Genomic DNA, 21,283 nt, shown 5'->3' with positions numbered 1-21,283 from the left:
CTCGATTCGTGGAGCCTATTATTATGATCACTAGGACATTACTTGCATTATTAATCAGTGGCTTGTTGACAGCATGTTGTTCGTCAGGCACAACCGTTGTTTTGGTTCCCGATGCTGGCGGTAAAGTCGGACAAGTGGAGCTTACGACTGAAAACGGAACAACGAAGCTGTCTAAAGCTAACGAAAGTGCCCAAGCATCGAAAGCAAAGCAGGCACCTGGCGCACCTATCTTGTTAAGCGATAGTAAAATTCATGACATGTTTGCCGACACCTTAGCTAAGGAGCCGGCATCGCCAGAACATTATCGTTTTTATTTTGAAACGGGGAGTGCTGATTTGCTCGCTGATGCCAATGCGGAACTCGCTAGAGCTAAGACAGCAATCCAAGCACGTAAATCCTGTGACCTAAGCGTCATTGGCCACGCTGACCGTGTTGGAGATAATGAAATGAACCGAGGTATTTCCATGAAACGCGCTGGAATGGTGGCAAAGTCTCTAATAGACATTGGCATTGCTAAAGAATGTATGGATATTCGTTATTATGGCGAAAACGACCCAGCTATTCCCACCGCCGACAATGTTGCGGAGTCACGTAACCGACGTGTGGAAATAGAAATCCGATAATAAACACATCGCACCAATTACCTCCTGACCTGCAAGAAAGCCCATGCACATACGCTCGACTTCAAAAGAGCGGATACAAACCCTCATTGCAGGTACTGCACTAACACTTTTACTATTGGCGTTCGGCATGAAATTTGCCCCCGTGGTCGAGCGGCTGAATAATGCCGCTACTGATATTCAAATCGGCCTGTTGCCTAAAACCAGACTATCGCCATTGCCCATCATCGTTGAAGTAGACGAAAAAAGTCTTGCAGCATTCGGCCAATGGCCTTGGCCGCGCTATCAAGTGGCGCGATTACTGGAAGTCATACAACATTCGGGCGCGGCTGCGGTTGGAATAGATGCCCTGTTTGTTGAGCGTGACAGAACATCACCGCTGGAAATTCAACACGTTGTGGAACGCGACTTTAATCAGCAATTTCCCTTAACGGCAATAAAAGAATCACTTAGAGACTATGACACGATTCTTGGGCAGACATTAAAAACGGGATCTTTTGTACTCAGTTATTTTTTTACTTTTGACGGCACTGATAGCAATGCTTGTCAACCCAAGTCGGCCAGTGCCGCATTGTTTTCAAGCAACGCAGAAACAAGTGCGTTGCACCATGCAGTCAGTATTACGTGTAATGTGCCGTCGATCCAGGCAGGAGCAAATACTAGCGGATTCATCAATTCTGCACCTGATAGCGACGGCATATACCGCAAAACGCCATTAGTGATTGAATACAAAAGCCGCCTTTACCCTAGCCTTGCCCTGCAAACCTTTTTAACCGCACAGGCACTCGATCACTTTTTAATTGCTTCAAGCGAAAAAGGCCTTACTTTGCAACTAGGAAAAATGTCTGTTCCTCTGGATAAAGCGGGTAATCTACTGATTAAATTCCCAACAGATGGGCAAAGCTTTGAAAGAATTTCAGCCTACGATCTACTTTCTGGGAAAGTGGCCGCAGACCACTTAAAAGGCAAAATTGTTTTTGTCGGTTTTTCAGCGGCAGGATTACACGAGTTTAGGCCTACGCCTTACGCACCGCAATTCTTGGGCGTCGAGTTCCATGCCGCCATCGTTGATAACTTATTGCGACAAGATTTCCTGCATCGACCTGACAATGCTTTGTCGCTCGAACTAGCGGTCGCTACGGCACTGGGACTAGTATTGTTCATGGGTTTATCAGGCACTGGCCCGACAGCGATTGTCACCATCCCCTTTCTAATAATTCTTACGCTAATCGTCTTATCACAACTCCTTTTAGTAAGTACAGGAACAGTCATTTCGCCTGCCCTGCCAATTATCATGACGTTGCTGGTCTTTTTAACACTGGCCGTGATGAAATACACACGAGAATTTCTTCGAGCAAAAAAAATGGCTTTGCTAGTTGCCCGTACTCAGGAAGGTATTATTGGCAGTTTCTGCTCCATGTCCGAATACCGTGACCCAGAAACTGGCGCACATATCAAACGCACCCAAGAGTATATCAAAGTCTTGGCGCAACACCTGCAAAAACAGCCTAAATACAAGACGCTGCTGACAAACGAAGTTATTGAATTATTATTTAAGGCTGCGCCCCTCCACGACATTGGCAAGATCGGCATCCGCGACCATATCCTGCTAAAGAATGACCGTCTCACCGAGGTTGAGTTTGAAATCATGCAGTCCCATCCACAAATTGGTGCAGATATTATTCAATCGGTTACATCTCAAATCGGCTGGAATCCTTTTATGGACATTGCCCATCAAATTTGTTTATACCACCAGGAAAAATGGGATGGCAGTGGTTATCCAAAGGGTTTAGCAGGTGATGCCATTCCCCTTCCCGCCCGTTTAATGGCGCTAGCCGATGTTTATGATGCCTTAATCAGCAAGCGGGTATACAAGCCTGCTTTCTCCCATAACAAAGCCGTTTCACTAATCAGAGAAGGCAAAGGCAAACACTTCGATCCGCTGATAGTCGACGCTTTTGAAACCATCCATGCGCAATTTCGGGACATAGCCCTGCGTTTTTTAGACAATGAAGACCAAAAGAAAACCTTGTTGGCTAATGAGGATAATATGTAGGGGCAATCCCTTGTGGTTGCCCAGACAGTGTGGTTGTCCGGTATCAGGGTCATAGGTATCTACACAAGTATCTGCCCCTTCTCCCTCGAGGGAGAAGGCTGGGATGAGGGGGATGTAAATAGTTGATTTTATTCTCCTCACCCCAACCCTCTCGGCAACTGCTCCTGCGTTGCCCTAATACCTACGTCCATGTAGGCATCCAGCAGGAGAGGGAGTCCGTTGCTTTTTCAACTCGTTGTTTTTATTACGCCGAAAAGTTGTGTAGATACCTATGGTATCAGGGCAGGCGTAAGGCCTGCCCCTACAAAGCTACCACCATACAAATGAAAGCGAATACCTTGATCATTTTTTTGTATAATCGGGCAACTTTCCGGTTATTATCAAACCATGCACACATCTTTTAAAACCATAGGCATTTTAGGCAAGCCCAGCGACCCTGGTATTGCTACTACGTTGGCTGTGCTTTACGATTATTTAAAACAACATTACAACGTAATCGTAAGTGCTGAAAGTGCCGAATACATTGACGATAAATCGGTAGATTTCTGTACGATTGAGCAACTGGGTCAGCGGTGCGACCTTGTAATCGCTGTCGGCGGTGACGGTACGTTTCTGTCGGCTGTTCGGGTAACTGTCGATTATGATGTACCTATCATTGGCATTAATCTCGGACGACTAGGCTTTTTGGTAGATATTTCGCCTAGCGAGTTACCTGATAAATTACATCGTATGTTGCAGGGGCATTTCGTCGAGGAAAAACGTAGCCTTTTGCAAGCAAAAGTCATTCGGGACAATCAGGTCATTAATGAAGAAACGGCGGTAAATGAAGTGGCTATCCACCGTTGGGTTACACCGAGCATGATCGAGATCGTCACCAAGATTAACAACGTTTTTTTGAATTCCCAGCGTTCTGATGGTCTCATCATATCAACACCGACCGGTTCAACCGCCTATTCCTTATCGGCTGGCGGCCCAATCTTACATCCTTCATTAAATGCCTTGGTGCTGGTGCCACTTAACCCACACACCTTATCTAACCGCCCTATCGTGATTGATGATTCTGCTGAGATCGAGATTAGTTTTTGCCAGACCAAACAAATCAATGCCTTAGTCACTTGCGACCATATTGAAATCCCCGATGTTTTGATTAGTGATAAAATAATTATCAAGAAATATCATAAACCTGTCCGTATCTTGCATCCTGAAGGTCATGATTTTTTCCAGATTCTTCGGACAAAATTGAACTGGAGCGGTGGTTATCCCAAAGAGCTAGATGTTAGTCAACCTTAACATTATTGACCTTGCTGTCGTCAAATCGCTAGACTTAGACCTTGCTAAAGGCATGTCAGCACTAACTGGCGAAACGGGCGCTGGCAAGTCTATATTACTGACCGCATTAGGTTTGGCCTTAGGCGACAGGGCAGATTCTGGCTATGTGCGCGCCGATTGCAAACGCGCCGAAATCAATCTTGAATTTGATTTAACGGATATTCCCCAGGCTCAACAGTGGCTAAAAGACCATGACCTGGATGACGAGGAACACTGCCTTATCCGGCGGGTGGTATCAGACGATGGCCGTTCAAAAGCCACTATAAATAATCGACCGGTTACCTTGCAAATCTTGCAAGAGCTAAGCGAAAAGCTGGTACAAATCCATGGTCAACACGCACACCTAACGTTGCTTAACAATGACGAGCAACGCCGTTTACTGGATGCTTTTGCAAAAAACCAACCTTTATTGGATAAGGTAAACGATTGTTATCGACAATGGCATAAAGTTAATAAAGAACTGGAAAACCTGAAGAAAGCCAACACCGACCAGTCGCAACGGGAAGAATTCTTGCGTTACCAAATTGAAGAATTGCAGCACCTTGATTTGCAAAATTACAATTACACGGTTCTATCGGAAGAACACGACAAACTGGCTAACCTTGAAAATATACTCGCCATCGGGCAGCGGCAAGTTGACAGCCTGTATGAGAACGACCAACTTTCGGTCAACCAGATGCTTAACCAAAGTGTCAGTGAAATCACCCAGATTGCCCGATATGTGCCGGAACTGAACAATATCAGTGCCATGCTTTCAGAAGCGCAAATCCAAACGGAAGAAGCCGCGCTGCAATTGCGGCGGTTTATCAAAACTCAGGAAGCCGATCCAGGACGCATGGCGATTCTGGAAAATCAGATCGGCATAATCCAAAAACTCAGCCGTAAACATCACGTCAATCCAGAAGAATTACCTGAACTGGCGGGAAATCTCGAACGTGAACTGCATAGCGTAACCCATAGCGGTGAACGCATAGCTGCACTTAGCTTACAGACCGAGGAATTACTCAAGCAATACCAAAAGCTTGCTTCTGAACTCTCATTAATGCGTCGCCAACAAGGTACAAAACTCCAGCAACAAATATCGGCAATGGTTAAAGAATTAGGTATGCCGCAAGGCGAATTCCTAGTTGATTGCTCCGCATTGGCGGACATTGCCCCTAAACTGAACGGCAAAGATAAAATTGAATTTCTGGTCTGTGCCAATCCAGGCTTACCGCCCAAACCTTTGGCTAAAGTGGCTTCTGGCGGCGAGTTGTCCCGCATCAGCTTAGCAATTCAAGTCACCACCTCCAACGACAACACCACTCCGACCATGATTTTTGATGAAGTTGACTCCGGCATCGGCGGCGGCATCGCTGAAATCGTCGGACAAAAATTGCGTAGCCTGGGACTTGGACGGCAAGTGCTGTGCGTGACCCATTTACCGCAAGTCGCAGCACAAGCGCATCACCATCTTTACGTGGAAAAAAACAATCAAACTGACATCACTTCGTCTACGGTCAGGTTGCTTGAAAACGAAGAACGTGTCGAAGAAATCGCAAGAATGTTAGGCGGCGTGACCATCACCGAAAACACCCGCGCTCATGCCAGAGAAATGTTAACTACAGGAAACAAAAACCAATGATCCGCTTTCCAGCCGAATGGGAAAAACAATCCGCAATATTAATCGCTTGGCCACATAAATCAGGTGACTTCAATAATCGTCTTGAATCGATTGAAGAAACCTATAGCTTTATCGCCAAAACAATTACTCAACAGCAAAAACTGATTATCGTTTGCCACGATGACAGTCATCAGTTACACATCAAAGCCCTGCTGCATAGCGACCACAATATTGACTACATTCAAGCCACCGTAAACGATACTTGGGTACGGGATACCGTGTTTCTCACCGTGGAAAATGATGGGCTACCGCAACTGCTCAACTTTCGTTTTAATGGCTGGGGCAACAAATATCCACATCATGAGGACAATGCACTTGACCATAAGTTATTGACGCATAACCCATTCAAGGGTGTCAGCCATCAGGATGTTGATTTTATTTTGGAAGGCGGCAGTGTAGAAAGTGACGGTATTGATACTGTCATGACCACCCGACAATGCCTACTAAATCCCAATAGAAACAAAGACCTGTCTCAGCCTGAAATTGAACAGCAATTGTTACTGCATTTAGGCGCAAAGCGTGTGTTGTGGGTGGATCAAGATAACTTGGCTGGTGATGATACCGATGCCCATATCGACACACTGGCGCGGTTCTGCTCGGCAACGACCATCGCTTACACCAGCTGTGATGACAGCAATGATCACCATTACCATAGCTTAAAACGCATGGAAGCCCAACTACAAGCGTTTCGTACACGAGACAAAAATCCTTATGAATTAGTTGCCCTGCCGATGCCAAAACCCATTTTTGACGAAGAAGGCCAGCGTTTACCAGCTAATTACGCTAATTTTCTTATTATCAACAATGCCATTATGGTTCCTTCTTATGATGACCCCATGGATGCTATTGCCATGGAACGTCTAGCAGCCTGCTTCCCTGACCATAAAATTATCCCAACCCCATGCCGTCCGTTAGTTTATCAATACGGTAGCCTGCATTGCATGACCATGCAGTTTCCTGAGCAAGTATTTTTCAGAAACGGCTCATGACTTGCAATTTTTATTTTTTGGGGCATTCTGAATTTACTCTGAACAAAAATTTTGGTTTTGGACACGTAAAAACCTACAAACATTCACTTTTCCTTCTAAACTTAAGGCATAATTAACGTATGCAATTTATCAAATGTGTAGTGGCTATAGCCAGACCTCATGGCAACTTCAGATAAACCTTCAGAAAAACGTCGTTATAACCGTCACGATACAAAAGTTGAGGCGGTGCTAACCATTGGGGAAAATACCTCAACGGAATGTGCAATCCTAGATTTTTGTGAACAAGGGCTGTTTTTGCAACTTACCCAGCCTACTACAATGGCATTGCAGAAAGACAAAAATGCCAAGATTTATTTTTCCGCAGTCACCGACTCTGGCAAAGAATATTTTCAAATCGACGCGCAAATCGCTCGAGTTGGTGAAGATGGTGTTGGTGTCGCTTTCGATAACATCTCAGACTCAATGTACGATGCCTTAATGAAAACCGCTAATGCGGGTTCTATTGCAGCATACTCCAAAGACCCTGGGGTTTTTCTACCGTCACCAAACCAGGAACGATTCAAGCAAGCCTTCAAGGAAATGCTGGATAAAAATCTACCCGTACTTATTCGTAAATTTTTTAATGTCGCCGAAGACCAACTTGATAAATCCCCTGAATTTGCTCAAAACTTCAAAGATGTAGCGGCACAATCCAATTTAATATCGGTTTTGAGATTGAATAAAGACTCGCTCATTAACGGTTTTTGCCATGCAGTTACCGCTGACATTGATTTTACTAGCGATCAAGACGAGGAAAATGAGGGAAATGCATTTGGGACCAACCTGTCTCTGGTTGAAAAGAATGTTTTCGAGGATTGGTTAGATTTTTCTTCTCTGACAAGGAAGATTAATGCCCAGTACAAAACCCAGCTTTATCAACTGGATCTCAAGTTAAGCTATATTACCTGTTTCCCCCGCTATCTCATCAAAAACCCCATTGGCCCAGAGAAATTGTGTGATAGTTTTCGTAAAGAAATCGCGGGTACAGAAGAAAGTAATGCCGCAAGGAAAACGCTCTATAAAGCTTTCCAGATCACCTTAACCGAGCATTTATCCTCTTTGTACAAAACCTTTGATGCGCTTCTGGTTGAGCATGGCGCACCTAACGAGATTGCCCAGGATATCGTCTGGAAAAAGAACTACCCAACGAGCTCTAAAAAGGACACAAGCACTTTCCCCGGTGCCTCAACGCAAGGCCATCAGTTGCCAACATTTGACAACGATGCTTATTTCTACCCTGAGTCATATAGCCTTTCGACTCCAGCTTCTCCGCTTTCTCGTCCAAGCTACAACCAGCCCGTTACCCAAACAGCAAGCAAACTGTTTAACCTTATCAACCAAAGCCTATCCGCAGGGCAAACGAACACAGCCGCATTACGAAACACAGGGATTGAAACGACCAACCAATATAGCGGTGTCGAGTATTCGCCTGATGAACTTTTAGCAGCTCTCGCAAAACTTCAAGTAAGCAAATCCGTACAACAACTGCCCCAAAATGCCTCTACCCTACTTCAAGAACAGCTTGAAGAAGCCTTATCTTCATCCGAATACTTTGGTTCTAAAGAGTTTTCACCAACAGATAAAACCAAGCTGGATGTCTATGATCAGCTTTTCCAGGCACTTTTAAATGAAGTAGCGCTTACACCCAACATTAAATCGTATCTAGAAACCATCAAGTTACCCCTGATGTCATTAACCTTGCAGGATGCTAATTTTTTAGATTCCGAAAGCCACCCTGCTCGCAACCTTTTAAATCAATTGTCCTCGTTAGACAGTGCTGTCAATGAAAACAGGGTTATAAAAAACACCAAGATCAAGCAAATACTGGATCAACTGATGTCCAGAATTGCGGAGGGATCAATTGACAATCCAAATGTCTTTGCAAAAGCTAATGAAGAACTGAAAGAAATTTCTGTGCCTATTGCCAAGTCCAAAGAGCTGAATATCCGCCGAGTTATCGAAATCTACGAAGGCAAACAAAAGCTTGAACAGGCAAGGCAGAAAATTCAGCATGAAATAGATAACCGGTTAGCGGGCAAATCTATACCCAGTGTTATCCCGTTATTGCTTGACTCCGGTTGGCAGCATCTTCTCGTTATCACAGAATTGAATAATGATGACACCACGGAGCCACTGAAATACCTAGAAGTGCTTGATAAGCTCGTGACATGGTATTCTGGCTTGGAACAACTTACCGATGAACAAATTGGCATGGTTGAGATGGAATTGGAATTTATTAATAGTAAGTTAGGGGCTGTTTGTACCAACCCTTTTTTGCATAGCAAAGTCATAGAAGAATTAAGAACTACGTTATTGGGTATGGGTAATCCTCGGATTAGAAAATCCGTTGACTACATTCTGGTTGAACGCAAAGCCACAGAAACAGAAACAACTAATGAATTCATAGCAGATAGTTGGCTTCTTCAGGTAAGCCAATTTGAAAGGGGGGATTGGTTTACCTTTTCTCTCGAAAAAGAAGCTTTTGAGCCGCTAAAACTGGCGTGGATTGGTGCATCTCCCTCCATCTACGTGTTTGTCAATCGAGACGGTTATAAAAAGCAAGAATTCACCCGTAGCGAACTGGCCGACCTCTTGCAAAGCGGTGCTGTCAATAAAATTGAAAACCTCGACGAACCGTTAATGGATCGTGCCACCACCTCTATGTTGCAGCAAATGCAAGAAAAGCTCATACATAGTGTATCCCACGATCCGGTCACCAATTTGCCTAACCGTAAACGCTTCATCAATCTGCTCAAAGAGCAATTAAACGATTTTAAAAACGCATCACATGTCCTCTGTTACCTGGAAATAGAAGATTTTCGGGTTATTACCAATGTGTGTGGCTTAGTTGGCGGCGACCAGCTACTATCACAGGTGGCGCAATTAATGAGTAATGAGCTTGGAAAAAAGGCGATAATATCCCGACTTGGCGACAAAACCTTCGGTATTCTGTTAAAGAACTATTCTTCCGATGAAGGCTACGAAACCGCCAAAATTATTCGTAACCTGATCAACAAGGCAAACTTTGTTTGGGATGATAAAAGCTACACAATCAGTGTCACCATCGGTTTAGTCCCTGTTATCGAAGGAGCATACAATGCAGAGGAACTTCTGCAAAAAGCCGATTCTGTCAATATTTCTGCAAAACGTTCGGGTCATAACCGAATCCGTGTTTATCAAGAAAACGATGAAACCCTAAAGACGCAAACCGACATTCATGAATGGGCTGGCCGCATTGACCGGATATTTTCCGAAAATCGTCTATTTGCCCGTTGCCAGATGATTGCCCCCATAAATACGGAAAGAAACAACCATTCCCATTATGAAATCCTGCTCGGTGTAATAGATGAGGTCGGCAATATTATCGTCCCCGATAAATTCATTCCTGCCGTTGAACGTTGCCAGCGTATGCCCGAAATTGACCGCTGGATCGTTGAGCATGTATTCACATGGATTGTGCAAAACAGGGAAAGCTTTGAAAAAATCGGTGGTTTCGCAATCAACTTATCAGGTCAGTCCCTCAATTCCGAAGATTTCCTGACCTTCCTCAAAGATCGGTTGTCTGTGCAGGACGTGCCTGGAGAAAAAATTACTTTCGAAGTTACGGAAACCGTGGCCGCAGGCAGCCTAGTTTTCACTAAACGATTCATTAAGGAAATTAAGCAATTTGGTTGTAAATTTTCTTTAGATGATTTTGGTACGGGCTATTCTTCGTACTCGTATTTGAAAAGCCTGGATGTTGATTACCTAAAAATTGACGGTTCTTTCATTAAAGACATCGCCAACAGTCCAACTGATGTCGTTATGGTCAACTCCATGAATGAAATCGCCCACTCACTTGACCTACAAACCATTGCAGAATATGTTGAAAATATGACCATCCACGCCATTTTGAAGGAGATTGGCGTAGATTATGCCCAAGGTTATGGCATCCATAAACCGATGCGCCTGACTGAACTTGCAGGCTTATTGGTGACACAGCCTGAACCTGAACCTACTAGTCCGATTAACCTTGACCCTAACTTTGATCCTGACGACCCCTTTGCTGATTTCTTCAAGTAACGGAAAGCCAGCGAGATTGGGATGGGGTTCAAACCCAATGTCGTTAAATTAGGAAAAAACTCCCTCTCCAGCAAGAGAGAAAGGACTGAATCACTTAAGGGGACTCTAAAAATCCCCTCCCCCTCTGGGCATAAGTATCTACACAACTTTTCGACGCAATAAAAACAACGAGTTGGAAAAGCAACGGACTCCCTCTCCTGCTGGAGAGGGTTGGGGTGAGGAGAATAAAATCAACTGTTTATATTCCCCCCTCATCCCAACCTTCTCCCAAAGGGAGAAGGGGCTTTTTGAATTCTTAGAGGCTACCTTAACTTAACGGCATTGGGTTTGACCCCGCGCCCGCTAAAGTAGGCATTTGTGCAAATACCTACCTTGCGCCTGCTAAACAGTAGTAAATCTGCGTTTGTTCCCTTCTTGCATTGTCACTACCATCGCAATTATCACAATCACGATATCTAGCGTAGCAATAGTGGCTGTAAAAAAGGAAGTGGACGTAATCATGGGTTCAACAAACGGCAGAGCGGCGTTGGGCGCAAAATTTGCGGCAGCCATACCAGTATAATGCATACCGCAAACTGCAACACCCATAACCAGAGCACTAACTATTATCTGCCACATCTGCTTTACGTTAATAGCCAACCACAGCGCGACAATGGCAGCGGCGACTGCAATGCCAATCGAGATTGCAATAATTGTCCAATTCCATTGAACATCAGCCTGCATCTCCATGGCTAACATGCCAGTGTAATGCATACCCGCAACACCACAACCCACAAAAACGCCTGCCAGAATTAACTTGAACAACTTAAGTTCACCTATACCCATCACCAGTAAACCAATATAAACCACGCCGACACCGACAACAAAAGAGAGCGCGGTAAGCCCCCAATTGAAGTTCATTATCATCTCATTCATATTGAATGCCAACATACCGATGAAGTGCATTGACCAAATACCCACGCCACCTAAGCATAGCGCCGCTAAAAAGAGCAGTCCTCCACGACTATCAGATGCTCTATTAAGTGCGGCTCGCGTCACTGTTAAAGCCATTAAAGATCCTATCACTGACATGACGTAGGAAATCACAACCAGAGAAATACTATAATTTTCCATCTTTATGCTCCTAAAAATATATGTAAATAAAAATTAAATGACTTGCTTGCATTCCAAAGGCCAGATGTACCGTTGAAATCCGACATTGACAAGATTATGACTAATCCAGATTCCAATACGCCTAATTTGACCCACTTGCTACTTAATGGAATCTCTAATAATTCAAAAAGCCCCTTCTCCCTGTGGGCGAAGGTAGGGATGAGGGATTTAAAATCAAGCATTTACAACCCTCACCCTAGCCCTCTCCCAGAGGGCATAAGTATCTACACAACTTTTCAATATAACAAAAACAATGGGTTGCCAAATCATCAAGCCCCCCTCTCCTGCTGGAGAGGGTTGGGGTGAGGAGAATAAGATCAACTGTTTATATCCCCCTCATCCCGACCTTCTCCCTCAAGGGAGAAGGGGTAGATACTTATGCCCAGAGGGAGAGCGTAGCGAGGATTTTTAGAGGTTCTCTTAAGCATTAACTTCCCTTATTTTTGGCAGGGTAAATACGCCGACAGATGCCACCAGATCACCGGAATAACCCACCAACCGTTCGGTTTGAACGCCTTGTTCCTGTAACTGCTGGAAAGTTTGCTCGTTAGTTTTTTGGATTTGCAGCGCACGTTCCCGCAACTTTTGAGAAGTTTCCGCCTGTGTTTTGGAGTTGTCGGCGATGCGTTGCACCAATTGCACCAGATCGGCAGTGGTGTCGCGGGTTTCGCGCATTTCATTACCGGCCTGTTGAGCGAGTGTCGTTCCCTGCACCACCTGACTGATAGCGTCGTTCATGGTTGTCACAGTATCGGCTGTTTCAACCTGGATATTATTAACCAATCCAGAAATCTGCTGAGTCGCCTCGCGAGCGTTTTCTGCAAGCTTTTGTACTTCGTTCGCAACAACCGCAAAACCCCTACCTGCTTCACCGGCTGAGGCCGCGTGCATCGAAGCGTTCAAGGCAAGAATATGGGTACGTTCAGCGATGCTGTTGATAATGGTTACCACGTTACCGATTTCTTGCGATCTTTCACCAAGACGCTTAATCCGTTTTTCAGTTTCACGGATGGTATCGCGAATAGCCGTGATACCTTGCACTGTCCCCAATACGGTCTGTTGTGCTTTATCAGTGTTTTGGATGGCTTTCGCCGCTGCTTGATTGCAAGACAACGCTAATTTAGCGATATCCAGCATCACGTCAGATGCCGCACTGAGTTCAACGGCGGACTGTTCCACCTCGCGTTTTTCTTCTGCAGCGATACTAATTACGTTATCGGACTGTAATTTTACTTGTTGCGATACCTTGGATACGTCTCCGGCGATCTGCACTACCCTGTTCAAAACTTTGGCAGTTTCATCGGAGAGTAAATTCAAAGCGTCCGATACTGAACCGGTAACGTCTTCAGCCACCGGTACTTTCACCGTCAAATCTTTTTGCGCAAGTTTCGCAACCCCTTGCAATAGCTCAATAATCGAGTTGTTGAGTACCTCGTTTTCCTGCTGTATTTTGGAATTGACCATTTCACGCTGATTCACCATGCTGTCGAACTGGCGACCCAAAAAACCGACCTCATCGAAGGTCTGAATATTAGAACGCACCGTGTTGTCACCAGCCGCCAACTTCTGCATAACGTCAAGCAAATGATCCACCGGACGGGTAATACTCTGCGCAATTAAGTAAACGACAGCTATACCGAAGAGGAATAGTAATAAAATACCAGCAGCAACCAAAAGTAGCTGAGTAGTCAACTGGTTTTTTCTATCTTCAATCATTTGTTGTAACTGAGCCAAAGACTGCACATTTAGATCGAAAATACTGTTGATACTAGCCGAATAAGCATCGAAATACGCTTTTGAATCATAGCTAACCGATTGTTTATTTAAAACTTCATCTTCCGTTAACTTAATAACATTATCAACTAGGTTAAAAGTGTTTGTAGCTAAAGATTGCAATTTAGTCTTAGTGTTGGGGTTGATATTCAAAGATTTTTGCACTTGCGCTAAGGCTTCCTGCTTATTTTCTTTTGCTAATGACACATATGAATTAATTGCTGCTAAATCAGTGGCGTTGGCTTGTTTTTGCGCCAACATTACCGCGCCCAATGCACGCACTTTACCTAGTGCCTCAGCCAATTTAGGCGTTGCAAATAAAGTTGATCGCATCATGAAATAAGAGTCTGCTTCAGGATCCAACGAAAGCTCAGAAATATCGGCAATTTCTTCTGTTATAACAAAGAATTCATCAATTAAATCAGTGTGCATTTTAAAGTTTTGCTGTACGGGAATGTTGGCATTTTCAACCGGCTCCAGCAGGGCTTGCCAGTGCTGCTTGGCCGCAAGCCAGTCTTTTGCAAGCACCTTATTGCTGATTTTGCCTTTAATCACGGTATCCATAGTTGCAATAGTATCGGCGATTTCCTTTTCCTTCGCTTCGAGTTCCGCTCTGTTGGCGGTCCCTCCCGCTAAAATAAGTGATGACAAGTCACGGTGTTGCTGGGTCAATTGCACTATTTTTTGCATCACGCTCGACGGCTTGATACCTTCGAGTTCGTGTTGAGCTACCGCGATGAGCTTTTGCGAGTCAGCAACATAAAAACCGAACGGGATCAATGCCAGAATGATGGCGATAATACCTAATATAAGGAACTTCTGCCATAGCAGAAGTCCGCTAAATAGGTTGTCAATAAATTGTTTCATGGTTGTCGTTTCCTTTGGTCAATAAGCTTTGGGGCAATGATTGTAAAAAATTCTTTATCGCTTCGGCATCGGGCTGGAAATAATGCTTGAGCTTTATAGTACGCACACACAGCGCCCCTTATACACGCGTGGGCCCTGTGGCTAACCAATCAAGCGCTTTCCTTTTTTTTCTGCCGCCAGTTCCATCAAGATTTGCATCTTTACTAGCAGATCTTCGTCACGCACGGGTTTGCTGAAATACGCATTGACACCGGCTTCCTCAGCCATTTGACGGTGTTTTTGTGTGGTTCTGGAAGTAATCATAATCACCGGTAATGATCTGATTTTTTCTTGGGTACGAATGTGCGCCGCCAACTCAATACCGTTCATGCGTGGCATTTCTAAGTCAGTGAGAATAACATCAGGCTGGAATTGCACGAGGATTTCCGCCGCCTCTATACCGTCGCGTGCGGTACGCACACGGTAACCGGCATCGCTCAAAAGCTGTTCGAGGGCGCGGCGCTGACTCAGGGAATCATCCACCACCAAGGCCGTCGGCAGCATAGAATCGGGTTCGTCCATATCTATCGGCTCGGCATAAACACCCTTTACCGCACGAATCGGCACTCTAAGCAGTTCTGGAATATCCAACACGGGCGTTACTGTGCCATCACCTAATATGGTGGCGCCAATGTAACCTGGAATCTTACCGATATAATGCCCCATGCTTTTTATCACAACATCCATACTGTCGTTAATGGCATCAATCAAAACAGCCGTCGTTTTATCATCGTTCTGAACCAGCAAAATTGCACCATATGTGCGCTGGCTTTTACGGTGATCGGGAACGTGCAATAGATCCATTAATCTTGTCGCAGGGTAAGTAACACCGTCCAACAAGAGGAATTCTTTGTCACCTTCTATAACGACTTCGCCCGCTGCAGAATAGACAATCTGAGCGATACCTTTGTTGGCAATTGCTACCCGGTAACGACCTACGTGGGTTAACAATGCGTAAGTCATACTGAGCGGCAAGGGAACTCGTAGCTCAATAGTCATGCCCTGCCCTTGCACGGAATCCAATGTAAGCGTCCCGCCCATGTTAACGATTTGTGCACGTACGGCATCCAAACCCACGCCACGCCCTGAGGTCTGCGTCGAAACAGTGCGTGAAGAAAAATTGGGCCTTAAAATGAAACGCCTTAACTCTTCTTCGGACATGTCTTCATCCGGTTTAAGCAGTCCACGCTTTTCAGCGGCGGCACGAATAGCGCCATAATCCAAGCCACGACCATCGTCGCGGCAGCGCACCAGAATGTTATTGCCTTCACGGTCGAACTCGAAACTAATCCGTCCGCTACTTAATTTTCCCTGAGCCAAACGTTCATCCGTACTTTCGATACCGTGATCGACGGCATTACGCAAGATATGCATCAATGGATCAACCATCGCGTTGAGAGTATCGCCGTCGATCAGGATATTTTCACCAACCAACACCAGCTCGCTTTGTTTTTCGGTCATGCGGCAGGTCTGCCTTAAGCTTCTTTGCAGACGTGGAGCAATCGTGGCGATAGACACCAAACGGGTTTGCATGACCACTTCCTGCACATTAATGACTAAACGTTGCTGGTCATCTAACACTTCATACATTTTATCCAGCTCTTTTCCAACATCCTGACTGATTTCCTTAGCATCAATTGCAGCCTCGGCCATACGTCGGCTAGCAGTATGCAATTCGTTGTACTGATCCATTTCCAGTGCATCGAAGCCTGTGCCGACCGCACCGAAAGAACGCCCCGTCAAATCTTTAAGATCAATCAACTGTTCCAGTTCCGCACCTAACTGCTGCAACAGGGCGAACTGAATTTGCATGGTTTGCATCTGTTTTTTCATCCGACGAATGCTTTCATGCGCCTGACTGTTAAGGATAATGCTCTCGCCGGAAATTCTGAATAGGGTCTCGACCTGCTCGGCAGCAACCCGAACAAAAGTAGCTTGCGATTGTTCTGGAGCTAATTTCTCAACTGCCTCAGTTGTATTTCCTGAGCTTATTTGAGTTTCAGCTAAGTTTTCGTCTACTTCCGAATCTGGGATTCCTTCTTTATCAATCCGGTTCGCCCAATCGAGAATCTCCTGTAACACCGCTTTTGCATCATGAGGCGAAGAACCAGAACTCAAAAGTGCCTCGCTCATGCTTTCCAAACAATCAGACGCATTAATAAGCGAATTAGCTAAGCCACGCCCAGGGAGTTTTTGCTCGCTGGCGCAAGCGATCAGAATATCTTCCAGATGGTGAGTCAATACGGCAATACCTTTGATGCCGACGGTGTTCGCCGAACCTTTCAGTGTATGTGCGGCTCTTTGTGCCACTTCTACATCCTGCTCGCTACCCCCCGATTGCATCCGTTGCACAGCTTCAGAAAATTGCCGTGTATGCACTGGCAGTTCTTGCAATAGAAGATCCAGCAGTTCGTGATTGACATCATCTGGCAAGGCAAGAGAAATGTCTTCATCAGTAGCAGTTTCCACACGAGCAGTTTCGGTTTGATTGCCTACCTCTGTGCTTTCAGTGCGAATTTGCAGCAAAATAGCCGCCAGTTCTTCGAATGACATGGACAAAGCCCATTGTTCATCAGTTAATCCCGCTACAATCAATTGCCCGGCGTTGCTTTCATGGAATGAGGGTAAATATTCTTGAACCTGACTTATCCATTCCAATAGAAGATCATAGCGTTCACTGGTAAAATCATCTATATCTTCAATAAAACGTTGAATATTCAAGATAATATGGGTACTAACTTGCGCCAACCCTTCAAATCCTACGGTTTTAGCCATATTGGCAAAACGCTCTAATTCTTCCCCGGCATCTTGCAATCCATTCAACATCGACTCGTTATCGCCGATACTTATACCTTGTAGGTAAAAACGAACTTGCTCAGCCTCCAGCAGCAATAAATCCACAAGCTCTTGTGCAACACGGGATACCGAACCAGTATGCTCACCGTCTTTGGGATTGCCATGATGAACGGCAAAAGTCTCCAACTCAGCGGGATCATCACTACCCGAAACTTCCTGAGCGAATTCATTTACGGAAACTTCTGTTGCAAGCTGCTCTCGCAGCATTGCAAATTCATCATCTCCCATCGATATTTTTAGCACAGGATGACGAAGGAGATTAATGATTGCCTCAGCCCCTCTCTTAGGCTCTTCACGATAACTCCCTATCAGTCCCGCCCATCCGGAAAGCGCTTTTATAAAATCAGCATCAACATTTGCTGGGCCTTCATTAACCATTTCGCGTAGGGCCTCGGCTAATAGCAGATTTGCATCCTGTAACCCGTATAAGCCTTCATATGCAGTTTGATCGGCAAGCTGTTCAATGATGATGATTTGTTCATTTATCAGGCACTGTTCAGATAAGTCTGACGCTTTATCGGCGGCGTTTGTTTCAAGCTCGCCTAGAGATTCATTAGCATCAACCGCAGCATTTGCGTCACTAAAAAGCTGTTGTTCAAGCATATTGAACTCATCGTCCGCCATAGGAATTTTTAGACATGGATGACGAAGATAGCTGATCATAGCTTTAGCAGTTTGGTCAGGCGCGTCGCTGAATTTTTCAATCAATTGCCCCCAAGCGGCAACCAAGGCCGATAAATCGGCATCCGATTGAAATCCTTCGTCTAACTGCAATTCCCGTATAGCTTCAGCCAGCACTAGATTTGCATCTTGGAGACCATAGTAGCCTGCTTGCGCGGATTGATCGGCCAGCTCTTCAATGACGGCAACAAAATCATCGACACCGTTTCTCGGTGTAATCTGAAAAATGTTTTTCATATTGCCATCTCTTCGGTTTCGTACTGATGACGTCCTAAGGTTTTGAACAGGTCTTCAAATTTAACATCAAGCCAAATTTGCCCTTGGTGTTCATAGGCACCGATAATAAATCGCTGCAAAAGTTGCGGTAATGAGGGTAATTCTTTAAGAGCCTGCAAAGTAGCTCGGTCCTTAATCTCTGGAAAACTGTCTATCCATAAGGCTAGTGCTTTATCGTCGCGATCAACGGCAAATAAACGACGCTTTTTATTATCGCCTGCCCCTTCTTCCAGCAGCATGCGTAGATCGAAAACTGGCACTAGATTTCCACGCAAATTGAGTATTCCACTTACCCAGGGATGGATATTAGGCAGTGGATTGACTTGTATTTTATCCAGCACTTCACAATATTTAGCGGTAGACACTAAAAACCCCAGACTCCCGATATGAATGCCGAAAACAGGGTCTACTTTCGCTTCGGGTTCGTCTCTTACAGCAGCTTCTGAATGCTGCGCAGCAGGAACGTCAGCACTGGCAAGTTCTATCTCTTTAAATTTATTTTCTTGCATTGCTCGCTACCCGGTATTAACTGTTAAAGACAACGCGGAATTAAAGCGCACCGAGTTTGTCAGTGATTTCTTTTGACTCATAAGGTTTAGAAATTAGATCCTTCGCGCCCTGCATTTGAGCCCAGACGCGGTCAGCTTTCTGATGTTTACTGCTGACAAAAATAACCGGAATATGCTTGGTTTCTGGGTCATCACGCAAGCTACGGCAAGCGGCATAACCATCCATTCCAGGCATCACAATATCCAAAAAGATTACGTCAGGTTTTTCCGATTTGGCTTTTTTAATAGCCTCTTCTCCGTTGCTCGCAGTAATCAGCACACAATTGGTGGCTTGCAAGGCATTTTTTAGATTCATTAAATCGGTTTGAGAATCATCGCAGATTAAAATTTTTTGTATGGCCATGAAATTACCTTAGTTAGTTGAGTTAAACAATTGTCAAATATAGACTTTTAAATAGGAAAACAAGGATCATTAAGCCGTCTTTTTCTTTTCCAACCAAGACAGCACCCTGATACTGAGTTTTTGGAACGCTTCCTGTTGCACCGGTTTTGTCAGGTAAGTTGTACAGCCGGCCATGACCCCTTTAACTTCATCTAATGGCGAGGTTTTACCTGACACCATGATGATGGGAGTTTTTTTGTACTCTGGTTTTTTCCGCAAACGTATGCAAGTTTCGTAACCATCAATGCCCGGCATCATAACGTCCAGAAAAATGAGATCGTATTGCACGGCGTCAGCTTTCTCTAATGCACTTTCACCGCTATCGGCAAAGTCAATCACGCCCATTTGTGGTAGGGTGACAAGATTAAGTTCTAATGATTTTTGAATAGCAACGCTATCATCCACCACCAATGCACGGTAGCCTGCTTTGTCGTGGGTAGCCACTGTTGGTATTGTTACAACGGGTATCGGCTTATCTGCATCCGCAACGATTGTATTAACTTGTGGCAAACGCGTCTCTGCAACTTGTGGCCTAGAAACTCCGACAAGTTGTTGTTCAGGATGTGCAGCCTGTTGCAGCTTAGGTTCAACTACAGCCAATTCAGTACATGTGGCTACAGGAACTTTATCAAGCGTTGTTAATACCCTTGCGGCAAACAACATTCCACGAATATGGTAAGTCGGCGGTTCAATCAAAGGTCCACGGCTTGCCGCTACCACTTGAGCATGAGGTTGCGCGTCCGCAAGCACGTCTCTTTCTCCTAGTGCTGCTGGATTATCGTAATTAACCAGAAGAATATCGCTGCTTGCTTTTTCAGAGGACTTGGCAGCAATGTATTTGCGCTGATGAGACCGCTCAACTTGAAAAAATCGGATGAAACATGCCTCATCCACAGCCTCAAATCCTAAGAGTGCCACCCGCAATGGTCGCAAATCTTCTGCATACTTTCTTTCGGGCTGGATGTTATTTTGTTCCATAATACGGTTACCATTTCATGCGACTTTTAACGAACTCTAAAAAAACCCTTTAACATAATTGGAAGCTTGCAGCTACGCACCTGTAAGCGCAATGATGTCCTTGACTAGGTAAACGATGTATGCTCCGAATTTAAGGTTAGTTGATAACCCCAGTTTGTCAATGAATCAGCCACCTGGGGAAGGGTCATATGGCTAGCAAAAATCAACGAAGAAAAGAGCGACCAAGGTCGCGCAACACTAATTTTTGCGAAACCAAATAACTCACATGGGAAAGTCTAGATTACTTAGATAGATAGCAACCCAGATAGGTTGTCGTTGAAAACGCTAGCTTATGGTAACCTCTAAAAATTCAAAAAGCTCCTTCTCCTTTTGGGAGAAGGTTGGGATGAGGGCTTTAAAATCAAGTGGTCATTTCCCTCACCCTAGCCCTCTCCCAGAGGGAGAGGGGATTATTAGAGATCCCCTTATAAAGATTCTACATAACCTTGAGCGACGCTTACCCATATTACGAAGCCTAATATTGAAACCTTAAACACAGTCAATTTAACGCATTCTGTTTTATTCCAGCAAACCGACAATGCTCTCAGCCGCACGTTTTACATCCAGGAAAATTAGTCCCAGCTTTGCATTAGGTTTGGCCAAAACCGTCAGTACCGCATCCGTACCGGCGTAGGTCATTAATACGTATCCTTTTGCACCTTTAATTAATACCTGTTCTAATGTACCCCGTGCCAGTTCCTGGGCAGTCCTATCGCCTAGAGATAGCATGGCGGCACTCATCGCACCCACCCTGTCCTCATCCATGCCAACCGGTAACACGGATGCAATCATTAACCCGTCCGTCGAGATGATACCTGATGCCTCGATATCTGCGGAAGTTCCGTTTAAATCTGTCAATACAGAAGTGAGTAAGTCTGCGCGCATATTTTTTCCTCTTTTCGATATAAAATAA

Annotated in this window: 14 protein-coding genes; 6 read left to right on the top strand and 8 right to left on the bottom strand. The window is 44.9% G+C overall.

The genetic code is table 11. The features are described 5' to 3' along the window. Positions 1–23 precede the first annotated feature (23 nt). From ABL924_RS08175 to ABL924_RS08150, 6 genes are all read left to right on the top strand, one after another. Positions 24–623 carry an OmpA family protein gene (locus ABL924_RS08175; RefSeq protein WP_349026592.1) on the top strand — a complete coding sequence of 200 codons (600 nt, stop codon included), beginning with the start codon at positions 24–26 and terminating at the stop codon, positions 621–623. 43 nt (positions 624–666) lie between these two features. Continuing rightward, the gene (locus ABL924_RS08170) at positions 667–2,676 is read left to right on the top strand and encodes a CHASE2 domain-containing protein (RefSeq protein ID WP_349026591.1); all 2,010 of its coding nucleotides are present in this window, start codon (positions 667–669) and stop codon (positions 2,674–2,676) included. A gap of 387 nt (positions 2,677–3,063) precedes the next feature. After that, positions 3,064–3,966: an NAD(+) kinase gene (locus ABL924_RS08165; RefSeq protein WP_349026590.1), complete on the top strand. Its 903-nt coding sequence runs from the start codon at positions 3,064–3,066 to the stop codon at positions 3,964–3,966. Further along, on the top strand, positions 3,950–5,629 hold the full coding sequence (gene recN / locus ABL924_RS08160) for a DNA repair protein RecN (RefSeq protein WP_349026589.1): 1,680 nt from the start codon (positions 3,950–3,952) through the stop codon (positions 5,627–5,629). The genes ABL924_RS08165 and recN overlap by 17 nt, the downstream gene beginning before the upstream one ends. Further along, a complete protein-coding gene (locus ABL924_RS08155; RefSeq protein ID WP_349026588.1) occupies positions 5,626–6,657 on the top strand; it encodes an agmatine deiminase family protein in 1,032 nt (343 codons plus the stop codon). The genes recN and ABL924_RS08155 overlap by 4 nt, the downstream gene beginning before the upstream one ends. 159 nt (positions 6,658–6,816) lie before the next feature. After that, positions 6,817–10,758, top strand: coding sequence for a DUF1631 family protein (locus tag ABL924_RS08150; protein ID WP_349026587.1), 3,942 nt, complete (start codon positions 6,817–6,819; stop codon positions 10,756–10,758). Between the two features lie 381 nt (positions 10,759–11,139). Here the strand turns inward: ABL924_RS08150 and ABL924_RS08145 are convergent, their stop codons facing one another. From ABL924_RS08145 to ABL924_RS08110, 8 genes are all read right to left on the bottom strand, one after another. Next, positions 11,140–11,871, bottom strand: coding sequence for an MHYT domain-containing protein (locus ABL924_RS08145; protein WP_349026586.1), 732 nt, complete (start codon positions 11,869–11,871; stop codon positions 11,140–11,142). Positions 11,872–11,873: 2 nt separating this feature from the next. Beyond that, positions 11,874–12,092 carry a hypothetical protein gene (locus ABL924_RS08140; RefSeq protein WP_349026585.1) on the bottom strand — a complete coding sequence of 73 codons (219 nt, stop codon included), beginning with the start codon at positions 12,090–12,092 and terminating at the stop codon, positions 11,874–11,876. Positions 12,093–12,330: 238 nt separating this feature from the next. Then, positions 12,331–14,550, bottom strand: coding sequence for a methyl-accepting chemotaxis protein (locus ABL924_RS08135; RefSeq protein ID WP_349026584.1), 2,220 nt, complete (start codon positions 14,548–14,550; stop codon positions 12,331–12,333). Between the two features lie 141 nt (positions 14,551–14,691). After that, a complete protein-coding gene (locus tag ABL924_RS08130; protein WP_349026583.1) occupies positions 14,692–18,363 on the bottom strand; it encodes a response regulator in 3,672 nt (1,223 codons plus the stop codon). Continuing rightward, positions 18,360–18,911, bottom strand: a complete 552-nt coding sequence (locus ABL924_RS08125; protein ID WP_349026582.1) for a chemotaxis protein CheW — start codon at positions 18,909–18,911, stop codon at positions 18,360–18,362. The genes ABL924_RS08130 and ABL924_RS08125 overlap by 4 nt, the downstream gene beginning before the upstream one ends. 40 nt (positions 18,912–18,951) lie before the next feature. After that, positions 18,952–19,314 carry a response regulator gene (locus ABL924_RS08120; RefSeq protein ID WP_349026581.1) on the bottom strand — a complete coding sequence of 121 codons (363 nt, stop codon included), beginning with the start codon at positions 19,312–19,314 and terminating at the stop codon, positions 18,952–18,954. A gap of 69 nt (positions 19,315–19,383) precedes the next feature. Continuing rightward, the gene (locus ABL924_RS08115) at positions 19,384–20,331 is read right to left on the bottom strand and encodes a response regulator (RefSeq protein ID WP_349026580.1); all 948 of its coding nucleotides are present in this window, start codon (positions 20,329–20,331) and stop codon (positions 19,384–19,386) included. A 558-nt stretch (positions 20,332–20,889) separates the two neighbouring features. Continuing rightward, on the bottom strand, positions 20,890–21,255 hold the full coding sequence (locus tag ABL924_RS08110) for a roadblock/LC7 domain-containing protein (protein ID WP_349026579.1): 366 nt from the start codon (positions 21,253–21,255) through the stop codon (positions 20,890–20,892). Positions 21,256–21,283: the final 28 nt, after the last annotated feature.

The sequence above is a fragment of the Methyloglobulus sp. genome, assembly GCF_040079455.1.
GTDB lineage: Bacteria > Pseudomonadota > Gammaproteobacteria > Methylococcales > Methylomonadaceae > Methyloglobulus.
The sequence above is the reverse complement of the archived record's forward strand: the minus strand, read 5'-3'. Positions and strand labels throughout refer to the sequence as shown.